The 14,391-nt window shown below is 46.6% G+C and carries 18 protein-coding genes; 17 read left to right on the forward strand and 1 reads right to left on the reverse strand.

The window, feature by feature from the left end:
* Nucleotides 1-3: 3 nt before the first annotated feature.
* From ACYVD3_RS06300 to ACYVD3_RS06315, 4 genes are all read left to right on the forward strand, one after another.
* Nucleotides 4-1,422: an ABC transporter substrate-binding protein gene (locus ACYVD3_RS06300; RefSeq protein ID WP_460641660.1), complete on the forward strand. Its 1,419-nt coding sequence runs from the start codon at nucleotides 4-6 to the stop codon at nucleotides 1,420-1,422.
* A 160-nt stretch (nucleotides 1,423-1,582) separates the two neighbouring features.
* Nucleotides 1,583-2,452: a carbohydrate ABC transporter permease gene (locus tag ACYVD3_RS06305; RefSeq protein ID WP_460641661.1), complete on the forward strand. Its 870-nt coding sequence runs from the start codon at nucleotides 1,583-1,585 to the stop codon at nucleotides 2,450-2,452.
* An 11-nt stretch (nucleotides 2,453-2,463) separates the two neighbouring features.
* Nucleotides 2,464-3,303: a carbohydrate ABC transporter permease gene (locus ACYVD3_RS06310; protein WP_460641662.1), complete on the forward strand. Its 840-nt coding sequence runs from the start codon at nucleotides 2,464-2,466 to the stop codon at nucleotides 3,301-3,303.
* A 23-nt stretch (nucleotides 3,304-3,326) separates the two neighbouring features.
* Complete coding sequence (locus ACYVD3_RS06315; protein ID WP_460641663.1) at nucleotides 3,327-3,962, forward strand: GntR family transcriptional regulator; 636 nt, start codon at nucleotides 3,327-3,329, stop codon at nucleotides 3,960-3,962.
* Here ACYVD3_RS06315 and ACYVD3_RS06320 read toward each other — a convergent pair.
* The gene (locus ACYVD3_RS06320) at nucleotides 3,957-4,091 is read right to left on the reverse strand and encodes a hypothetical protein (RefSeq protein ID WP_460641664.1); all 135 of its coding nucleotides are present in this window, start codon (nucleotides 4,089-4,091) and stop codon (nucleotides 3,957-3,959) included. The two genes, ACYVD3_RS06315 and ACYVD3_RS06320, sit on opposite strands and share 6 nt — an antisense overlap.
* A gap of 50 nt (nucleotides 4,092-4,141) precedes the next feature.
* Here ACYVD3_RS06320 and ACYVD3_RS06325 point away from each other — a divergent pair, with 50 nt between their 5' ends.
* The 13 genes from ACYVD3_RS06325 to ACYVD3_RS06385 all read left to right on the forward strand — a co-directional run bounded on the left by ACYVD3_RS06325 (nucleotide 4,142) and on the right by ACYVD3_RS06385 (nucleotide 14,316).
* Nucleotides 4,142-5,068, forward strand: coding sequence for a diacylglycerol/lipid kinase family protein (locus tag ACYVD3_RS06325; protein WP_460641665.1), 927 nt, complete (start codon nucleotides 4,142-4,144; stop codon nucleotides 5,066-5,068).
* A gap of 158 nt (nucleotides 5,069-5,226) precedes the next feature.
* On the forward strand, nucleotides 5,227-5,769 hold the full coding sequence (gene ispF, locus ACYVD3_RS06330; RefSeq protein ID WP_460641666.1) for a 2-C-methyl-D-erythritol 2,4-cyclodiphosphate synthase: 543 nt from the start codon (nucleotides 5,227-5,229) through the stop codon (nucleotides 5,767-5,769).
* Between the two features lie 49 nt (nucleotides 5,770-5,818).
* A complete protein-coding gene (cysS, locus tag ACYVD3_RS06335) occupies nucleotides 5,819-7,222 on the forward strand; it encodes a cysteine--tRNA ligase (RefSeq protein ID WP_460641667.1) in 1,404 nt (467 codons plus the stop codon).
* Nucleotides 7,207-7,665 carry a Mini-ribonuclease 3 gene (locus ACYVD3_RS06340; protein WP_460641668.1) on the forward strand — a complete coding sequence of 153 codons (459 nt, stop codon included), beginning with the start codon at nucleotides 7,207-7,209 and terminating at the stop codon, nucleotides 7,663-7,665. Before cysS ends, ACYVD3_RS06340 begins: the two co-directional genes overlap by 16 nt.
* A complete protein-coding gene (gene rlmB / locus ACYVD3_RS06345) occupies nucleotides 7,662-8,402 on the forward strand; it encodes a 23S rRNA (guanosine(2251)-2'-O)-methyltransferase RlmB (RefSeq protein WP_460641669.1) in 741 nt (246 codons plus the stop codon). The genes ACYVD3_RS06340 and rlmB overlap by 4 nt, the downstream gene beginning before the upstream one ends.
* A gap of 16 nt (nucleotides 8,403-8,418) precedes the next feature.
* Nucleotides 8,419-9,402, forward strand: coding sequence for a transglutaminase-like domain-containing protein (locus ACYVD3_RS06350; RefSeq protein ID WP_460641670.1), 984 nt, complete (start codon nucleotides 8,419-8,421; stop codon nucleotides 9,400-9,402).
* 31 nt (nucleotides 9,403-9,433) lie between these two features.
* Nucleotides 9,434-10,486 carry a type II secretion system F family protein gene (locus ACYVD3_RS06355; protein WP_460641671.1) on the forward strand — a complete coding sequence of 351 codons (1,053 nt, stop codon included), beginning with the start codon at nucleotides 9,434-9,436 and terminating at the stop codon, nucleotides 10,484-10,486.
* 12 nt (nucleotides 10,487-10,498) lie between these two features.
* The gene (locus ACYVD3_RS06360) at nucleotides 10,499-10,822 is read left to right on the forward strand and encodes a hypothetical protein (protein ID WP_460641672.1); all 324 of its coding nucleotides are present in this window, start codon (nucleotides 10,499-10,501) and stop codon (nucleotides 10,820-10,822) included.
* Between the two features lie 15 nt (nucleotides 10,823-10,837).
* Nucleotides 10,838-11,329, forward strand: a complete 492-nt coding sequence (locus ACYVD3_RS06365) for a DUF4860 domain-containing protein (protein ID WP_460641673.1) — start codon at nucleotides 10,838-10,840, stop codon at nucleotides 11,327-11,329.
* A complete protein-coding gene (locus ACYVD3_RS06370) occupies nucleotides 11,322-11,732 on the forward strand; it encodes a hypothetical protein (RefSeq protein WP_460641674.1) in 411 nt (136 codons plus the stop codon). The genes ACYVD3_RS06365 and ACYVD3_RS06370 overlap by 8 nt, the downstream gene beginning before the upstream one ends.
* A gap of 13 nt (nucleotides 11,733-11,745) precedes the next feature.
* Nucleotides 11,746-12,240 carry a short-chain dehydrogenase gene (locus ACYVD3_RS06375; protein ID WP_460641675.1) on the forward strand — a complete coding sequence of 165 codons (495 nt, stop codon included), beginning with the start codon at nucleotides 11,746-11,748 and terminating at the stop codon, nucleotides 12,238-12,240.
* Nucleotides 12,237-13,304 carry a type IV pilus twitching motility protein PilT gene (locus tag ACYVD3_RS06380; RefSeq protein ID WP_460641676.1) on the forward strand — a complete coding sequence of 356 codons (1,068 nt, stop codon included), beginning with the start codon at nucleotides 12,237-12,239 and terminating at the stop codon, nucleotides 13,302-13,304. The genes ACYVD3_RS06375 and ACYVD3_RS06380 overlap by 4 nt, the downstream gene beginning before the upstream one ends.
* 64 nt (nucleotides 13,305-13,368) lie before the next feature.
* Nucleotides 13,369-14,316, forward strand: coding sequence for an L-lactate dehydrogenase (locus tag ACYVD3_RS06385; RefSeq protein WP_460641677.1), 948 nt, complete (start codon nucleotides 13,369-13,371; stop codon nucleotides 14,314-14,316).
* Nucleotides 14,317-14,391: the final 75 nt, after the last annotated feature.

A 14,391-nucleotide genomic window follows, 5' to 3' on the forward strand; every position in this document is an offset into this window, starting at 1 on the left:
AAAATGAAAAGAACAGTAGCAAGTATTTTGGCAGCAGCAATGACCGCAGGCATGATTGCAGGCTGCGGGGGGAACAACGCCGGTACAGACAGTACAACGGCATCCGCAGGTAACACCACTCAGACAGCAGATAAGGAGGGAAGTGCGGCTGAGGATAAAACCGTATATCCGGCAGGTACCATCACCATCTACGGCACAGGCCAGCCCCAGTATCTTCAGGAGTACTATGATGCCTGGCTGGCTGACCACAAAGAGATTGCTCCGGATGTGAAGATTGAGATTGTGCAGACAGAGGGGCATGCACAGAGCCGTGAGAAAATCACCATGACAGCACTGGCAGGCGCAGATGACGATCTTCCTGATGCTACATATTTAGACCCGGTAAATATCATGGATCTTTCTCAGGCAGGGATATTAAAGGAAGAGACAGAGTTCCTGAAGCCCTACATGGATAAGATGGTGGAAGGTGCCGCCAATGATGCTACCTTAAACGGCAAGATCTACGGACTTCCGGAATCGGTGCGGCCCAATGTGTTATTCTATAACAAGGACATTTTTGAAAAATACGGTGTAGATCCGGCTATGATGGAAACCTTTGAGGGTTATGTGGAAGCAGGACGCCTGTTAAAGGAAAAAAGCAACGGTGAGGTGTATTTGTCCTATATCAGCCCCAGCAGCAAGACCTGGAGGTACTGGGGAAGAAGAGGTCTTATGCCTCAGGCCAATGCAAGAATCTGGGACGAAGACGGCGGTATTGTAATAGGAGAGGATGAAGGGGCAAAGCTGGCTTTGGGAACTTTGGACACCTTATATTCAGAAGGGCTGCTATTAAAATCTGAAATCATGGAACCTGCATTATACGATGCTATCAACGGACAGAAAGTGGCTACCTTCTATATCGGTGCTTTCTGGGATGAGTTCATGAGAAAGAACTGCCAGGCGACTGCAGGACAGTGGCAGGTCATGTCTTCCCCAGTGTTTGAAAACGTGGGAAAGGCAGGGGCTCCCGTATCCTCCTATTTCTGTATCGTAAACAAGGGCGATAACGTATATGCAGGACTTCTGGAACAGATGTGGAAGGATTTCACCTTTGATACCCAGTCCAGGAATACATGGGTAAAATCCATGGAATCCCAGAATGCTCCATATGCCAACCCCATTTCCCTGGAAATGCTTCAGGATAATTTCTGGAAAGAGCCTTCCAGTTTCTATGGCGGTATGTCTTTCCGTGAGATGGAAGGCAAGTGTCTGGAGAACGGTGCAGTCAATCTGGTTGTTACCCCTCAGGATGCAGAGGCGGATGGAATTATTTCAGCAGAGCTTGAGAATTACGTGGCAGGCAACCAGACCATGGATCAGGCCATTGCCAATATGGATAAGAATCTGAAGGCTAAAATCGGCAAGGCAGAAATCGTCAAGTAGCAAGAGACTTTATAAGGGGAAGGATCTGCCTTTCCATTGTATTTACGCGAGCAAGGAGCCGGATGAATATGCTTGCACATTCATTCGGCGAATGCCGCGTCAACTAAGAAAAACTCCCAAAGTGCGTGTTTCTTAGTTGTAAAATGTGAGGAGAAATCATATGCTTAAGACATTGAATAAATATAAAGCTCCCTATCTGTTCATACTGCCGTTTTTTCTGTTGTTTCTTATATTTCAACTGATCCCTGCCGTCTGGACCTTTTACATCAGCCTTACCAACTGGAAGGGAATCGGAACACCGGAGTTTTGCGGGTTGGGCAACTATAAGAAGCTGCTGATTGATAACATGTTCTGGGCTGCTTTAAGGAATACCGTTGAATACTGGATTACAGGCCTTATATTCATACTGGTGCTGTCTGTGCTCATTGCCAGTCTGTTAAATTCCGATCTGCTAAAAGGAAGAGCGTTTTTCAGGACAGTTACATTTCTGCCCAACATTTGTGCGGCCATTGCCATGGGGTTGATTTTCAGGATGCTTTTTGATGAGAATGTAGGCCTGTTTAATGAGCTTTTGGTTTCTGTTGGGTTGGAAAAGGTCCCCTGGCTCACCAGTACCCGGTATTCCAGGATTCCGGTTATTATGCTGAACGTATGGAGAAATACTCCCTGGTTTACCATGATTGTATTTTCCGGCCTGTTAAACATATCCAGGGATTACTACGAAGCGGCTACGGTGGATGGCGCCAATAAGTGGAAACAGTTTTTTTATATTACCATGCCCTCCCTGGGCAACATTCTGTTTTTCTGCTCCATTACCCTTACGGTGGACAGTTGGAAGCTTTTTAATGAATCCTACATTTTGCCTGGACCGGGTACGTCCAACACATCCTTGTTCCAGTATATGTATGAATCAGGATTTAATATTTTCAATATGGGTTATGCGTCCGCAATCGGCGTAATTCTGATTGGGATACTGGCTGCTTTGTCAATGGTACAGATGATAGTGAAAAAAAGACAGGGAGAATTATAGGAGGAGAGAATATGGGATATAAGAGTAAGAAAAATCTGGCATCCTTTGTTGTTCATGGAGCATTGACTGTAATCTCCTTCATCTGCATTCTTCCCATTTTGTGGATGTGCCTGATTTCCATTAAGCCAACTTCAGAAAGTATCAGCGGGTTCCAGTCCATTTGGGTTGCTGATCCCACTTTGAGTAATTTTTACAAGCTGTTTTCCATGATACCTGTGGCTGCCAATTTCTTTAACAGTGTATTTACGACTGTTATGGGAACTGTGACTTCCCTGTTTTTCTGCTCCCTGGCAGGATTTGCATTTGCAAAATATAAGTTTCCGGGAAGAAATTTCCTGTTTTATTTTGTTATTGCAACCATGCTTGTGCCGCCGGAGGTAGGGGCAGTTCCCCTGTTTATCATCATGAAGAAACTGAATCTGATCAACAGCCTGTGGTCTCTGGTGATTCCGCGTATTGCTACGGCTGTAGGTATTTTCTATATGCATCAGTATATAAGCGATGTGCCTGACGAACTGATTGAGGCGGCTAAAATCGATGGTTGCAAGGATTTTGGGATTTTTCGGCGGATTATTCTGCCGGTTATTAAACCGGCCCTGGCTTCCTGGGCGGCCGTAACCTTGATTGCCAGATGGAATGACTTCTTCTGGCCTCTGCTGTACTTGAGAAAACAGGCAAAATATACTTTGATGGTAACAATCTCCCTGCTTCCTGTCAGCGAGGGTCTTTCAACACCCTGGCCTGTAATTCTTTCAGGGACAACACTTGTAATTATTCCAATAATTGTGTTATATTTAATATTGCAAACATTTCAGAAGGCTGGAATGATGGCGGGGGCTGTAAAAGGCTAATAACGAAGAGAAAAAGGGGAAACATGATGCAGGGCCAATCGATTAAAAACCAGGTATACGAGGGTATCATGAAAGATATCCTGGATGGTGTCTACCAGGCAAATGATATTATTAATGAAAGAACAATCATAGAAAAATACGGGGTCAGCAAGACTCCGGTGAGAGAGGCCCTGGTACAACTGTGCAGCGAAGAGGTGCTTAATAATATTCCAAGATTCGGCTACCAGCTTACTGCAATACTTCCCAGTCAGATTATGGAGATTATTGAATACAGAAAAGTGATTGAATTGGGCGCTTTGGAGTTGTGTTTTTTCCGCCTTACAAAAGAACAAATAAATGAATTAAAGCACCAAAACGAAGAGGCGGTACGGATTACCGATACCAAAGACTCAAAGATACACTGGGAAGCAAATAATCTTTTTCACAGAACATTGTGCAGCTATTGTGGGAACAGCTATATACAGAAATCACTGGCAGACGCCATGAATACTTGTACCAGGATATCCAACCAGTATTTTACAAAGCTATGGAATGAAAGCAAGGTTACCGATGGCAGCAACCATGTCCATCTGGTAGAGGCCATTGAGTCCGGTGATTTGGAACGGGCAAAGGCAATTTTAATTGATGATGTGGAATCGTTTAAGAAGGAGATATTATAAAAAACCGTTTGAATACAGGAATGTAGGAAGGGCGCCGCTGTCTGGACTGGGTATATCGGCCAGGGCAGAGCCGCTCTTTTTTTGTTCCGGCATAAGTGTAAATGGTTTTTCCATAATTTTTATATTCATTTCTCCTGTTTTATGTTATACTAACAAATAGCAAAAAGTGGAGGGATTCCATGTACTATTTTATTGTAAACCCGAACTCACGGTGCGGACGGGGAAGAAACATTTGGAAAAAAGTGGAAAGAATGTTAAAATCCAGTCATACGGAGTATCAGGCCTTTCTTACGGAAAAACCGGGAGATGCCAGGAGATTTGCCAGAGAGTTGACGGAAGGCTGCAGGGAATCAAACGTTATCATCGGGGTAGGCGGAGACGGAACCGTAAATGAGATCCTCGATGGTCTTTCCTTTTGCGGCTCTGTTACTTTGGGGTATATTCCTGCCGGATCCGGCAATGATCTGGCAAGAAGTTTAAGGCTTCCAAAGAATCCGGTCCGGTGCCTAAAGAAAATACTGCATCCGAAATACTATAAGCTTATGGATTACGGAGTTTTGTCTTATGGTGACGGGGAAATATCCCACCGCCGTTTTATGGTCAGCGCGGGGATCGGAATGGACGCGGCTGTTTGCCATAACATTCTTTATTCAAAGGCAAAGGGGATATTTCATAAGCTTTGCTTTGGGAAGCTTACCTATCTTTTGGCAGGAATTAAGCAGCTTGTCCTTGCAAAACCTTCAAAGGGATATATTCTCCTTAACGGAGTTCAGAAAGTGGAGTTTAACCACGCTTATTTTATATCCGTCCACATCCATCCTTATGAGGGTGGCGGATTTAAATTTGCTCCCAATGCAAATTTTGAGGATGGGCAGTTGTCTGTCTGCGTTATGAACAACAGGAAAAAAAGAAAACTGATCCCTGTGCTCCTTCGTTCCCTTATGGGAAGGAAGTCTTTAAATAGTGGCATCAGGTATTATTCCTGCGAGGAAGTTATGATCCATATGGACCGTCCAATGGCAGTCCACGTAGATGGAGAAAGCTGTTTTTGCCAAAACGACGTGCAGCTTCGGTGCATCGGTAAAAAGCTGCGCATGATTGTATAGAAATGATATGTTATATAGAAGAAACACCCTGCGGGGATACCACTACGCCCGGTAAAGCGGGGCGGGCCCTGCCCCGAAAGGCATGGTAGGAAAGAAGAAACACCCTACGGGTATACAACTATGCCCAAAAAGCATGGGCAGGAAAGAAAGGAAGAATTATGAGGATTGGACAGGGATATGATGTGCATAAATTGGCGGAAGGAAGGGATCTGATTCTGGGAGGTGTGAAGATTCCTTATGAAAAGGGACTTTTGGGCCATTCTGACGCAGATGTGCTGGTCCATGCAGTCATGGATGCCCTTTTAGGTGCGGCAGCTTTGGGAGACATCGGAGAGCATTTCCCGGATACGGATCCCAGGTATCAAGGAGTATCAAGCATTGAACTTTTAAAGCAGGTAGGTGGACTTTTGGAGGAGCAGGGATATGTGATTGAAAACATTGATGCCACTGTCATTGCGCAAAAGCCTAAGCTTCTGACCTATCGGCCAGAGATGGTGAAAAATATTGGAGATGCTTTAAAGCTTCCCCATGGAAAGGTCAATGTAAAGGCAACTACAGAGGAAGGGCTTGGCTTTACCGGAAAGGGAGAGGGGATATCCTCTCAGGCCATTGTCCTGCTGACCTCCATGGAGGATTACTGTTATGATGACAAAATCATGGCGGAGGGCTGCGGAGGCTGTTGCGGAGGCTGCGGGAAATAAAACAGAATTGAGGAAACACCCTGCGCAATAAAGAGGAAAGGAAGATACTATGAAAATTTATAATACATTATCCAGACAGAAGGAAGAATTCGTTTCTTTAGAACCTGGAAAGGTCAAGATGTACGTCTGCGGACCAACGGTTTACAATCTCATACACATTGGTAACGCAAGACCCATCATCGTGTTTGATACGGTACGAAGATATTTTGAATATAAGGGATATGAGGTAAACTTTGTATCAAACTTTACCGATATAGATGATAAGATCATAAAAAAGGCCATTGAAGAGGGGGTAGATGCAAACACCATTTCCAATCGTTATATTGAGGAATGCAAAAAGGATATGGAAAGTCTGAATGTAAAGCCAGCCACCAAGAACCCCCTGGCAACAGAGGAAATCTGCGGTATGCTGGATATGATTGAAAAACTCATTGCCTCCGGCCATGCTTATGAGGCGGAGGATGGAACGGTTTATTTCCGTACGAAAACTTTTGAGGAATATGGAAAACTGTCTCATAAGAATCTGGAAGATTTACAGTCCGGTTTCCGTGAAATCAAGGTGACCGGGGGAGACGGAAAAGAGGATCCATCGGATTTCGTCCTTTGGAAGCCGAAAAAAGAAGGGGAGCCTTACTGGGAATCCCCATGGTGTGAAGGGCGGCCAGGCTGGCATATTGAGTGCTCCGTAATGTCCAAGAAATATCTTGGGGATCAGATCGATATTCATGCAGGCGGAGAGGACTTAATCTTCCCCCATCATGAGAACGAGATCGCTCAGAGTGAGGCAGCCAATGGGAAAGAATTTGCAAAATACTGGATGCACAATGGATTCCTGAATATTGATAATAAAAAGATGTCCAAGTCTCTGGGGAATTTTTTCACTGTCCGGGACATCAGTGAAAAATATGATTTACAGGTGCTGCGCTTCTTTATGCTGAGTGCACACTACAGAAGCCCTATTAATTTCGGTTCCGATTTAATGGAATCATCTAAAAACGGGTTGGATAGAATTTTGACCGCGGTAGACAAATTAAAAGGCCTGGAGGCTTCTGCAAAAACAGAAACCCTTCTTGAAGGTGAAGATAATAAGGCGGTACAGGACTTGGTTTCCAAATATGAGACTGCCATGGATGACGATTTTAACACGGCAGATGCCATATCCGCTATATTTGAACTGGTAAAATTAAGCAATTCTACCACAAACGAAGACAGCTCCAGGGAATATGTGACCTATTTAAAGGAAACCATTGAAAGGCTGTGTGAAGTTCTTGGAATCATTACGGAAAAGGAAGAAGAGATCCTGGATGACGAGATTGAAGCCATGATCGCTGACAGGCAGCAGGCCAGAAAAGATAAGAATTTTGCCCTTGCCGATAAGATCCGCGGAAAGCTTTTAGAAAAGGGGATCGTTCTGGAGGACACCAGGGAAGGTGTAAAATGGAAGAGAGTATAACATCACTGTCAGGATTTTCTGACTTTTTCAAGGAAACGCTGAAGTTAAAGGAAGTGGATATAAAAACCTATTCCCCGCTGGCACTTGCCTATATCGGGGATGGGGTTTATGAATTGATCGTGCGGACAAAGGTGATGAACCATGGAAGCACCCAGGTGCATAATATGCATAAGAAGAGTGCAAAGCTGGTGAACGCAGGAGCCCAGGCAGGGATCATCCGCCGGCTTCTTGAAGATGAAGATCTGACTCCGGAAGAGGTAGCAGTATACAAGCGTGGCCGTAATGCAAAAGCCGTGACAACTGCGAAACATGCCACCGTTGTGGATTACAGGACTGCAACCGGATTTGAAGCCTTATGCGGCTATCTGTATTTAAACGGAAATTTAGACCGGCTGGTCACCCTGATAGGCAAGGGACTTGAACGAATAGGAGAACTGGAATGATAGAGGAATTTACCATAGAGGGAAGGAATGCAGTGTTGGAAGCATTCCGTTCCGGAAAGACAATTGATAAGCTTTATGTACAAAAGGGAGTTCAGGATGGCCCTATCCAGTCCATTATCCGGGAAGCAAAAAAGAAGGATACCATCATTAATTTCGTGGAAAGAGAGCGCCTGGACCAGATGTCCGAGGACGGTCATCATCAGGGCGTTATTGTCCATGCGGCAGCCTACGAATACGCAGAGGTGGAAGATTTATTAAAGGCGGCAGAGGAAAAGGGGGAGCCTCCCTTTCTCTTTCTGCTGGATGGGATCGAGGACCCTCACAATTTAGGGGCCATCATCCGTACTGCCAATTTAGCGGGAGCCCACGGGGTCATTATTCCAAAGCGGCGGGCCGTAGGCCTTACGGCTACGGTTGCCAAGACCTCTGCAGGGGCGCTTAACTATACGCCGGTAGCAAAGGTTACCAACTTAACGGCTACCATGGAAGAATTAAAGAAAAAAGGTATGTGGTTTGTCTGCGCCGATATGGGCGGAGAAGTGATGTACCGTCTTGATTTAAAGGGACCGATTGGTCTTGTGATCGGCAGCGAAGGAAGCGGTGTGGGAAAACTGATCAGGGAAAACTGTGACATGGTGGCTTCCATACCCATGAAGGGAAACATTGATTCCCTCAATGCTTCTGTGGCAGCAGGTGTGCTGGCTTATGAGATCGTAAGACAACGATTGGGACAATAGATGAGGAGTGATGATTATGAAGAAAAATGGTACGGCTATGGCGGTTCTTTGCGCGGGGATACTGTTTTCTTTCAGCGGATTTGTATCAGGCACTAATATTGCTTCGGCGGACAGTACCAATGAGAGCATTGAGTGGAAGACCGTGGTGAGCATTGAGGATGAAGCGGTTCCTCTTTATTCAAAGCCTTCCGGAAACAATGTGAGGACTCCTCAGGCACCGGGAACAGTCACCTTTGGAAATGATACTGCGCTTATAGATGTGTCCAATACCAGCCATGGCTATGTAATGGTCCAGTACAGCGGAAAATCTTCCAAGATCAAGGTGCAGGTGATTAAAAGCGGAGGAGAAACATATTCCTATGATTTAAATGCCAGATCTGCCTACGAGGTATTCCCTCTGACAGAAGGAAACGGAAAATACACGGTACGGGTTTTAGAGCAGGTACAGGGAACCCAGTACGCCATAAAATCCAGCGGCGATGTTAATGTGACCCTTGCAGACCAGTTTGACCCGTTCCTTTACCCCAACCAGTATGTGAATTTTTCCGCCGGAAGCGCGGTGGTGAAAAAGGGAGAGGAACTTGCGGTTTCTGCAACAGATGACGTAGGCGTTGTGACCAATGTTTATAATTATGTGATAACGAATTTTACCTACGATACGGCGCTGGCAAACTCCGTCCAGTCCGGTTATCTGCCCAATGTGGATCAGGTGCTGGCCCAGAAAAAGGGCATCTGTTTTGACTATGCGGCTGTTATGACCGCCATGCTGCGGTCCCAGAATATCCCCACAAAGCTTGTGGTAGGCTATACAGGCAGTCTTTACCATGCCTGGGTCAATGTTTATATTGACGGCCAGGGCTGGGTGGACAATATCATCTATTTTGACGGATATGACTGGAAGCTTATGGATCCCACATTTGCATCTTCAGGAGGCAGTGATCCGGCCGTACAGCAATACATTACAAACAGTTCCAATTATAAAGCGAAATACTCATACTAAAGAACTTCATTTGAAAAAGGAGATACAACAGATGAAAACGAAAGCGAAAAAGACGTATTCCTCTAGGGAACTTTCCGCTTTCTGCCTTCAAATATCAATTCTACTCCATGCGGCAATCCCTCTTGACGAGGGATTGTCTGTTATGTCGGAGGATGCGGTATGGGAGGAAGAGAAAAAACTACTTATGCAGATGGCGGAAGAGTCAGAGCTGGGCATTCCTTTCTCAAAAGTGCTGGAACATACCGGAGTTTATCCGCCCTATGTGATCCGGATGGCAAGGCTGGGAGAGGAGACGGGGACTCTGGATCAGATCATGGAATCTCTGGCCGGTTATTATGAAAAAGAGCATATCCTTATGAAAAATATAAGGAATGCCCTCACCTATCCTGTCATCATGATCTTCATGCTCCTGGTGGTCCTTCTGGTTTTATTCACCAAGGTTATGCCTGTATTTGAAAATGTATATCAACAACTGGGGGCAGAGATGTCGCCGGTTTCTCTTGCTGCAACAAGACTTGGAGGCGCATTCTGCGGGGCAGCCCTGGCTCTTGGGATCCTTCTGGCCCTGACAACTGCCCTGGTGTGGCTCCTTGGCAGGAAGGGAAAAAAACTCCTGATTGCACAACGGCTGATTCAGTGGATGAAAAAAAGGAGCCGTATGGCTCTTGCCGTAGCCAACCGGCGATTTACCGCGGTTTTGGCACTGACCCTTCACAGCGGGCTTGACTTAGAAAAGGGAATGGAACTGGCAGGACTACTGGTGGAAAACCAGGCAGTGGAAGAAAAGATCAGGAAATGTGCCCAGGCGCTTGAGGCAGGAACGGATTATTATACTGCCATGAAGAACACAGGGCTGTTTAAAGGCTTTTATGCACAGATGATAAAGGTGGGAACAAGAAGCGGGCGACTGGACCGGGTTATGGAGGAAATATCCAGAAGCTATGAGGAAGAGGCGGATAATGCCATGGAACACATGGTCAGCAGGTTCGAGCCTACAGTGGTGGCAGTGCTGGCCGTTGCAGTGGGGCTGGTGCTTCTGTCTGTCATGCTTCCTCTTGTCAGTGTTTTATCGGCAATTGGATAGGAGGAGGTCTTGATGAAGAAGTGGAAACAATCTCCCAGGGGAGTCCTTGGCCATCTGATTTCCTTGGCAGCCTTTGTATGTGCGGTAGGAATCTTTGTGTCAGGAGCGCTTATTTTTTCTAAAAAAGCCGATGCAAGGGGAGCAGAAACCCTTCGGGTTGCCATACGCAGGGCCTCGGTGCAGTGTTATGCCATTGAGGGAAGATATCCACCTAACGTGGAGTATCTGGAAGAAAATTATGGAATACAGATTGACAAGAACCGGTATGATGTATTTTACAGCGGCTTTGCTTCGAACTTTATGCCGGATATTACGGTCAATCCCCATGAAGAATAACCGGGAGGTGGGTATTTGAGCGGAAAAGAAAACCAGAGAGGCCAGATGGCCAATGCACTCTTTACCATACTGCTGTTTCTTGTATTTGTGCTCTGCGCTCTTTTTTCGGTGCTTATCGGGGGCAAAGTTTATGAGAATATCAATGCCAGGGCAGAGGATACCTATGAGAAGGATGTTGCCTTAAGCTACATAGCCAACAAGGTGAGGCAGGGGGATGAAGCCGGCAGGGTTTCTCTGACAGAGATGGATGGGATCCCTGTTCTTAAGCTGGAGCAGAAAATAGAGGATTCGGTTTATGTGACCAATATTTACTACCAGGATGGCAGTCTGTGGGAATTATTTACAGATGCAGAAAGTGGTCTGGGAGTTGGAGACGGAAACGAAATTCTGGAATGCAGCCCTGTCTCCATGGAAATGGATGGCAGGCTCCTTCACATAAAAACGGAAGAGGAAGGCAGAGGCGGTCTTTGGCTTTCAATAAGAAGCGGAGGATCGGACAATGAATAGAAAACACCCTTCAGGAGTTTTTATGATGGAGATGATCGCCGTTGTTTTTTTCTTCATCCTTTGTGCAGCCATTTGCATAAAAACATTTGTAAAAGCGGATTTTATGAGCCGGGGGGCGGCGGATTTAAATCAGGGCGTGCTGATTGCCCAAAGCGTGGCAGAGGTCTGGAAAGGGGATGGCACAGAGGGGCTGGAAAAAAGGTTTCAGGCTCAAGGGCCGGAAAATGGCTCTGACTCCTATGCCATGGGTTTTGACCGGGCCGGAAATCCCTGTGAAAAAGAGAAAGCTGTCTTTGATGTAAAGGCAGAGATCACCGGAACAGACCAGGCGGATGTGATTGTAAGCAGAAACGGGAAAAAGGTCTATTCCCTTACGGTGAAGAGACATGAGACGCAATATTGACGGAGGTGGAACCATGGCAAAACAGGAAAAGGCCTACAAGGCCAATATAGGCACCCCTTCCCTTATTCTTATATTTATTGTCATGTGCCTGATTACCTTTGGGATGCTGTCCCTCAGCGCAGCCAAAAGCGAGTGGAATCTGGCGGAACGCAATGCTTCTGCCGTGACGGAGTATTACCGGGCGGATGGAGAGGGAGAAGCTTTTTATCAGATGGTTTTAGAAAAGGCGGCCCAGGTCAGGGAAAAGAGTCTGGATCCCCAGGAGCGTAAACAGTTTTTGACCCGGGAGCTTGGGGAAGCTTATCATCCCGAGGAGGGAACCGTGACGGTACAAATTCCCATGGAACGGTCCCAGGCCCTTTCTGTTGAGCTGGTCTTGCAGCCTGAGGAAAGAGAAGATATCCTGATATCCAGATGGAAGGTAATTATGACAGAAGATTATGAAATTGATGATTCCATGCCGGTGTGGACAGGCGGGGAGACGAAAGTGCAGGAGACTGGAAAATGAAGGTAATTGACTTGTTAAGTGCTGCTGTGGCACAGAAAGCATCGGATATTTTTCTGGTGCCTGGCATGCCGTTTTCGTATAAAATAGGAAGCAGGATCGTGTATCAGAATGAGGAAAAGCTGTTTCCCGTTCAGATGGAGGCACTGATCACGGAATTGTATGAGCTGGCAGGAAACAGAACCATGGATAAGGTGCGGGAGCATGGGGATGATGATTTTTCCTTTGCGCTTCCCGGTGTTTCCAGGTTTCGTTCCAGTGTGTTCCGCCAGAGAGGTTCCCTCGCGGCGGTGATCCGGGTGGTGACCTTTGAACTGCCTGATTACAGGGCGCTTCATATTCCTGAGACTGTTATGGACATTGCCAGACTGACAAAAGGATTTGTTCTTGTCACAGGGCCGGCGGGAAGCGGCAAGACCACTACTCTGGCCTGTATCATCGACAAGATCAACAATACCCGAAACTCCCACGTGATCACCCTGGAAGATCCTCTTGAGTACCTTCACCGCCATAAGCAAAGTGTGGTAACCCAGAGAGAGATTACCACGGATACGGACAGCTATGTGACCGGCCTCCGGGGTGCCCTGCGACAGGCGCCGGATGTGATTCTTGTAGGAGAAATGAGGGATTATGAGACCATACGGATCGCTATGACGGCCGCTGAAACCGGCCATCTGGTGATATCCTCCCTTCATACGGTAGGGGCTGCCAATACCATTGACCGCATCATTGACAGTTTTCCTCCTAATCAGCAGCAGCAGATCCGGATGCAGCTTTCCATGGTGGTTCAGGCGGTGATTTCCCAGCAGCTCATCCCTGCTGTGGATGGCAGCGTTTATCCCGCGTTTGAAATCATGTTTTTTAACAATGCCATCAGAAATATGATCCGTGAGTCCAAAACCCACCAGATCGATTCCGTGATCTCCACCGGCCAGGGAGAAGGCATGGTCTCCATGGATGCAAGTCTTTTGAATTTATATAAAGAGGGTAAGATCACCAAAGAAAGCGCTATTATATACAGCGGCAACAGCGAATTGATGACAAAAAAAGTCGACCGGGGGCTGTAGGACGTATAGTTTGTATTTCAGGCAGATACACTATCCATAACAACGAGAGGAGAGTGGCTGGATTATGAGAACAGATAAAAGAAAGATCGCATTAGTGGGCACAGGCATGGTGGGAATGAGTTATGCCTATTGTCTTTTGAATCAGGGAGTCTGCAATGAACTGGTTTTGATTGACATCAACCGGAAAAGGGCGGAAGGCGAGGCAATGGACCTAAACCATGGGCTGGCTTTTTCCACCTCCCATATGAAGATTTATGCCGGTGAATACCGGGACTGCTCAGATGCGGACATTGTTGTGATCTGCGCAGGGGTAGCCCAGAAATCCGGGGAGACAAGGCTTGACTTGTTAAAGCGCAACGCTTCCGTGTTTCAGTCCATAGTGCTGCCGGTAACGGAATCTGGCTTTAACGGGATTTTCCTGGTGGCCACCAATCCCGTGGACATTATGACGAGAATTACCTATTCCCTGTCAGGCTTTAATCCAAAACGCGTTCTTGGAAGCGGCACGGCTCTGGATACTGCACGCCTCCGGTACCTGTTAGGCGAATCCTTGCGGGTGGATCCGAGAAATGTTCATGCCTATGTCATGGGAGAGCACGGGGACAGTGAATTTGTGCCCTGGAGTCAGGCCATGATTGCCACAAAACCAATTTTGTCCCTTTGCAAAGAAGAGGAGGGCATGGTATGCAGGGAAGAGCTGAAGCGGGTCGAAGATGAAGTCCGTGGAGCGGCTTACCGGATCATTGAGGCCAAGCAGGCCACTTATTACGGGATCGGCATGGCCCTTACCAGGATTACCAGGGCAATACTCGGAGATGAAAACAGCGTTTTTACGGTGTCAGCCATGCTGCGGGGAGAGTACGGGCAGTCGGAGGTATATGCCGGAGTTCCATGCATCATCAATAAAAACGGAATCCAGAGAGTCCTTTCCCTGTCACTTACGGAAGAAGAGGGGAAACAGTTTCATAAATCCTGCGATACCCTGCGGGAAAGCTTTGAAGGAATTTTATAAAAATAGTGGAAGAGAATAGGAAACGGAAGAAAGGTTTCCTATTCTCCTTTAAGTTTATAAGCGTAAAATGAGTGT

It is taken from the genome of Lacrimispora brassicae, from assembly GCF_054772055.1.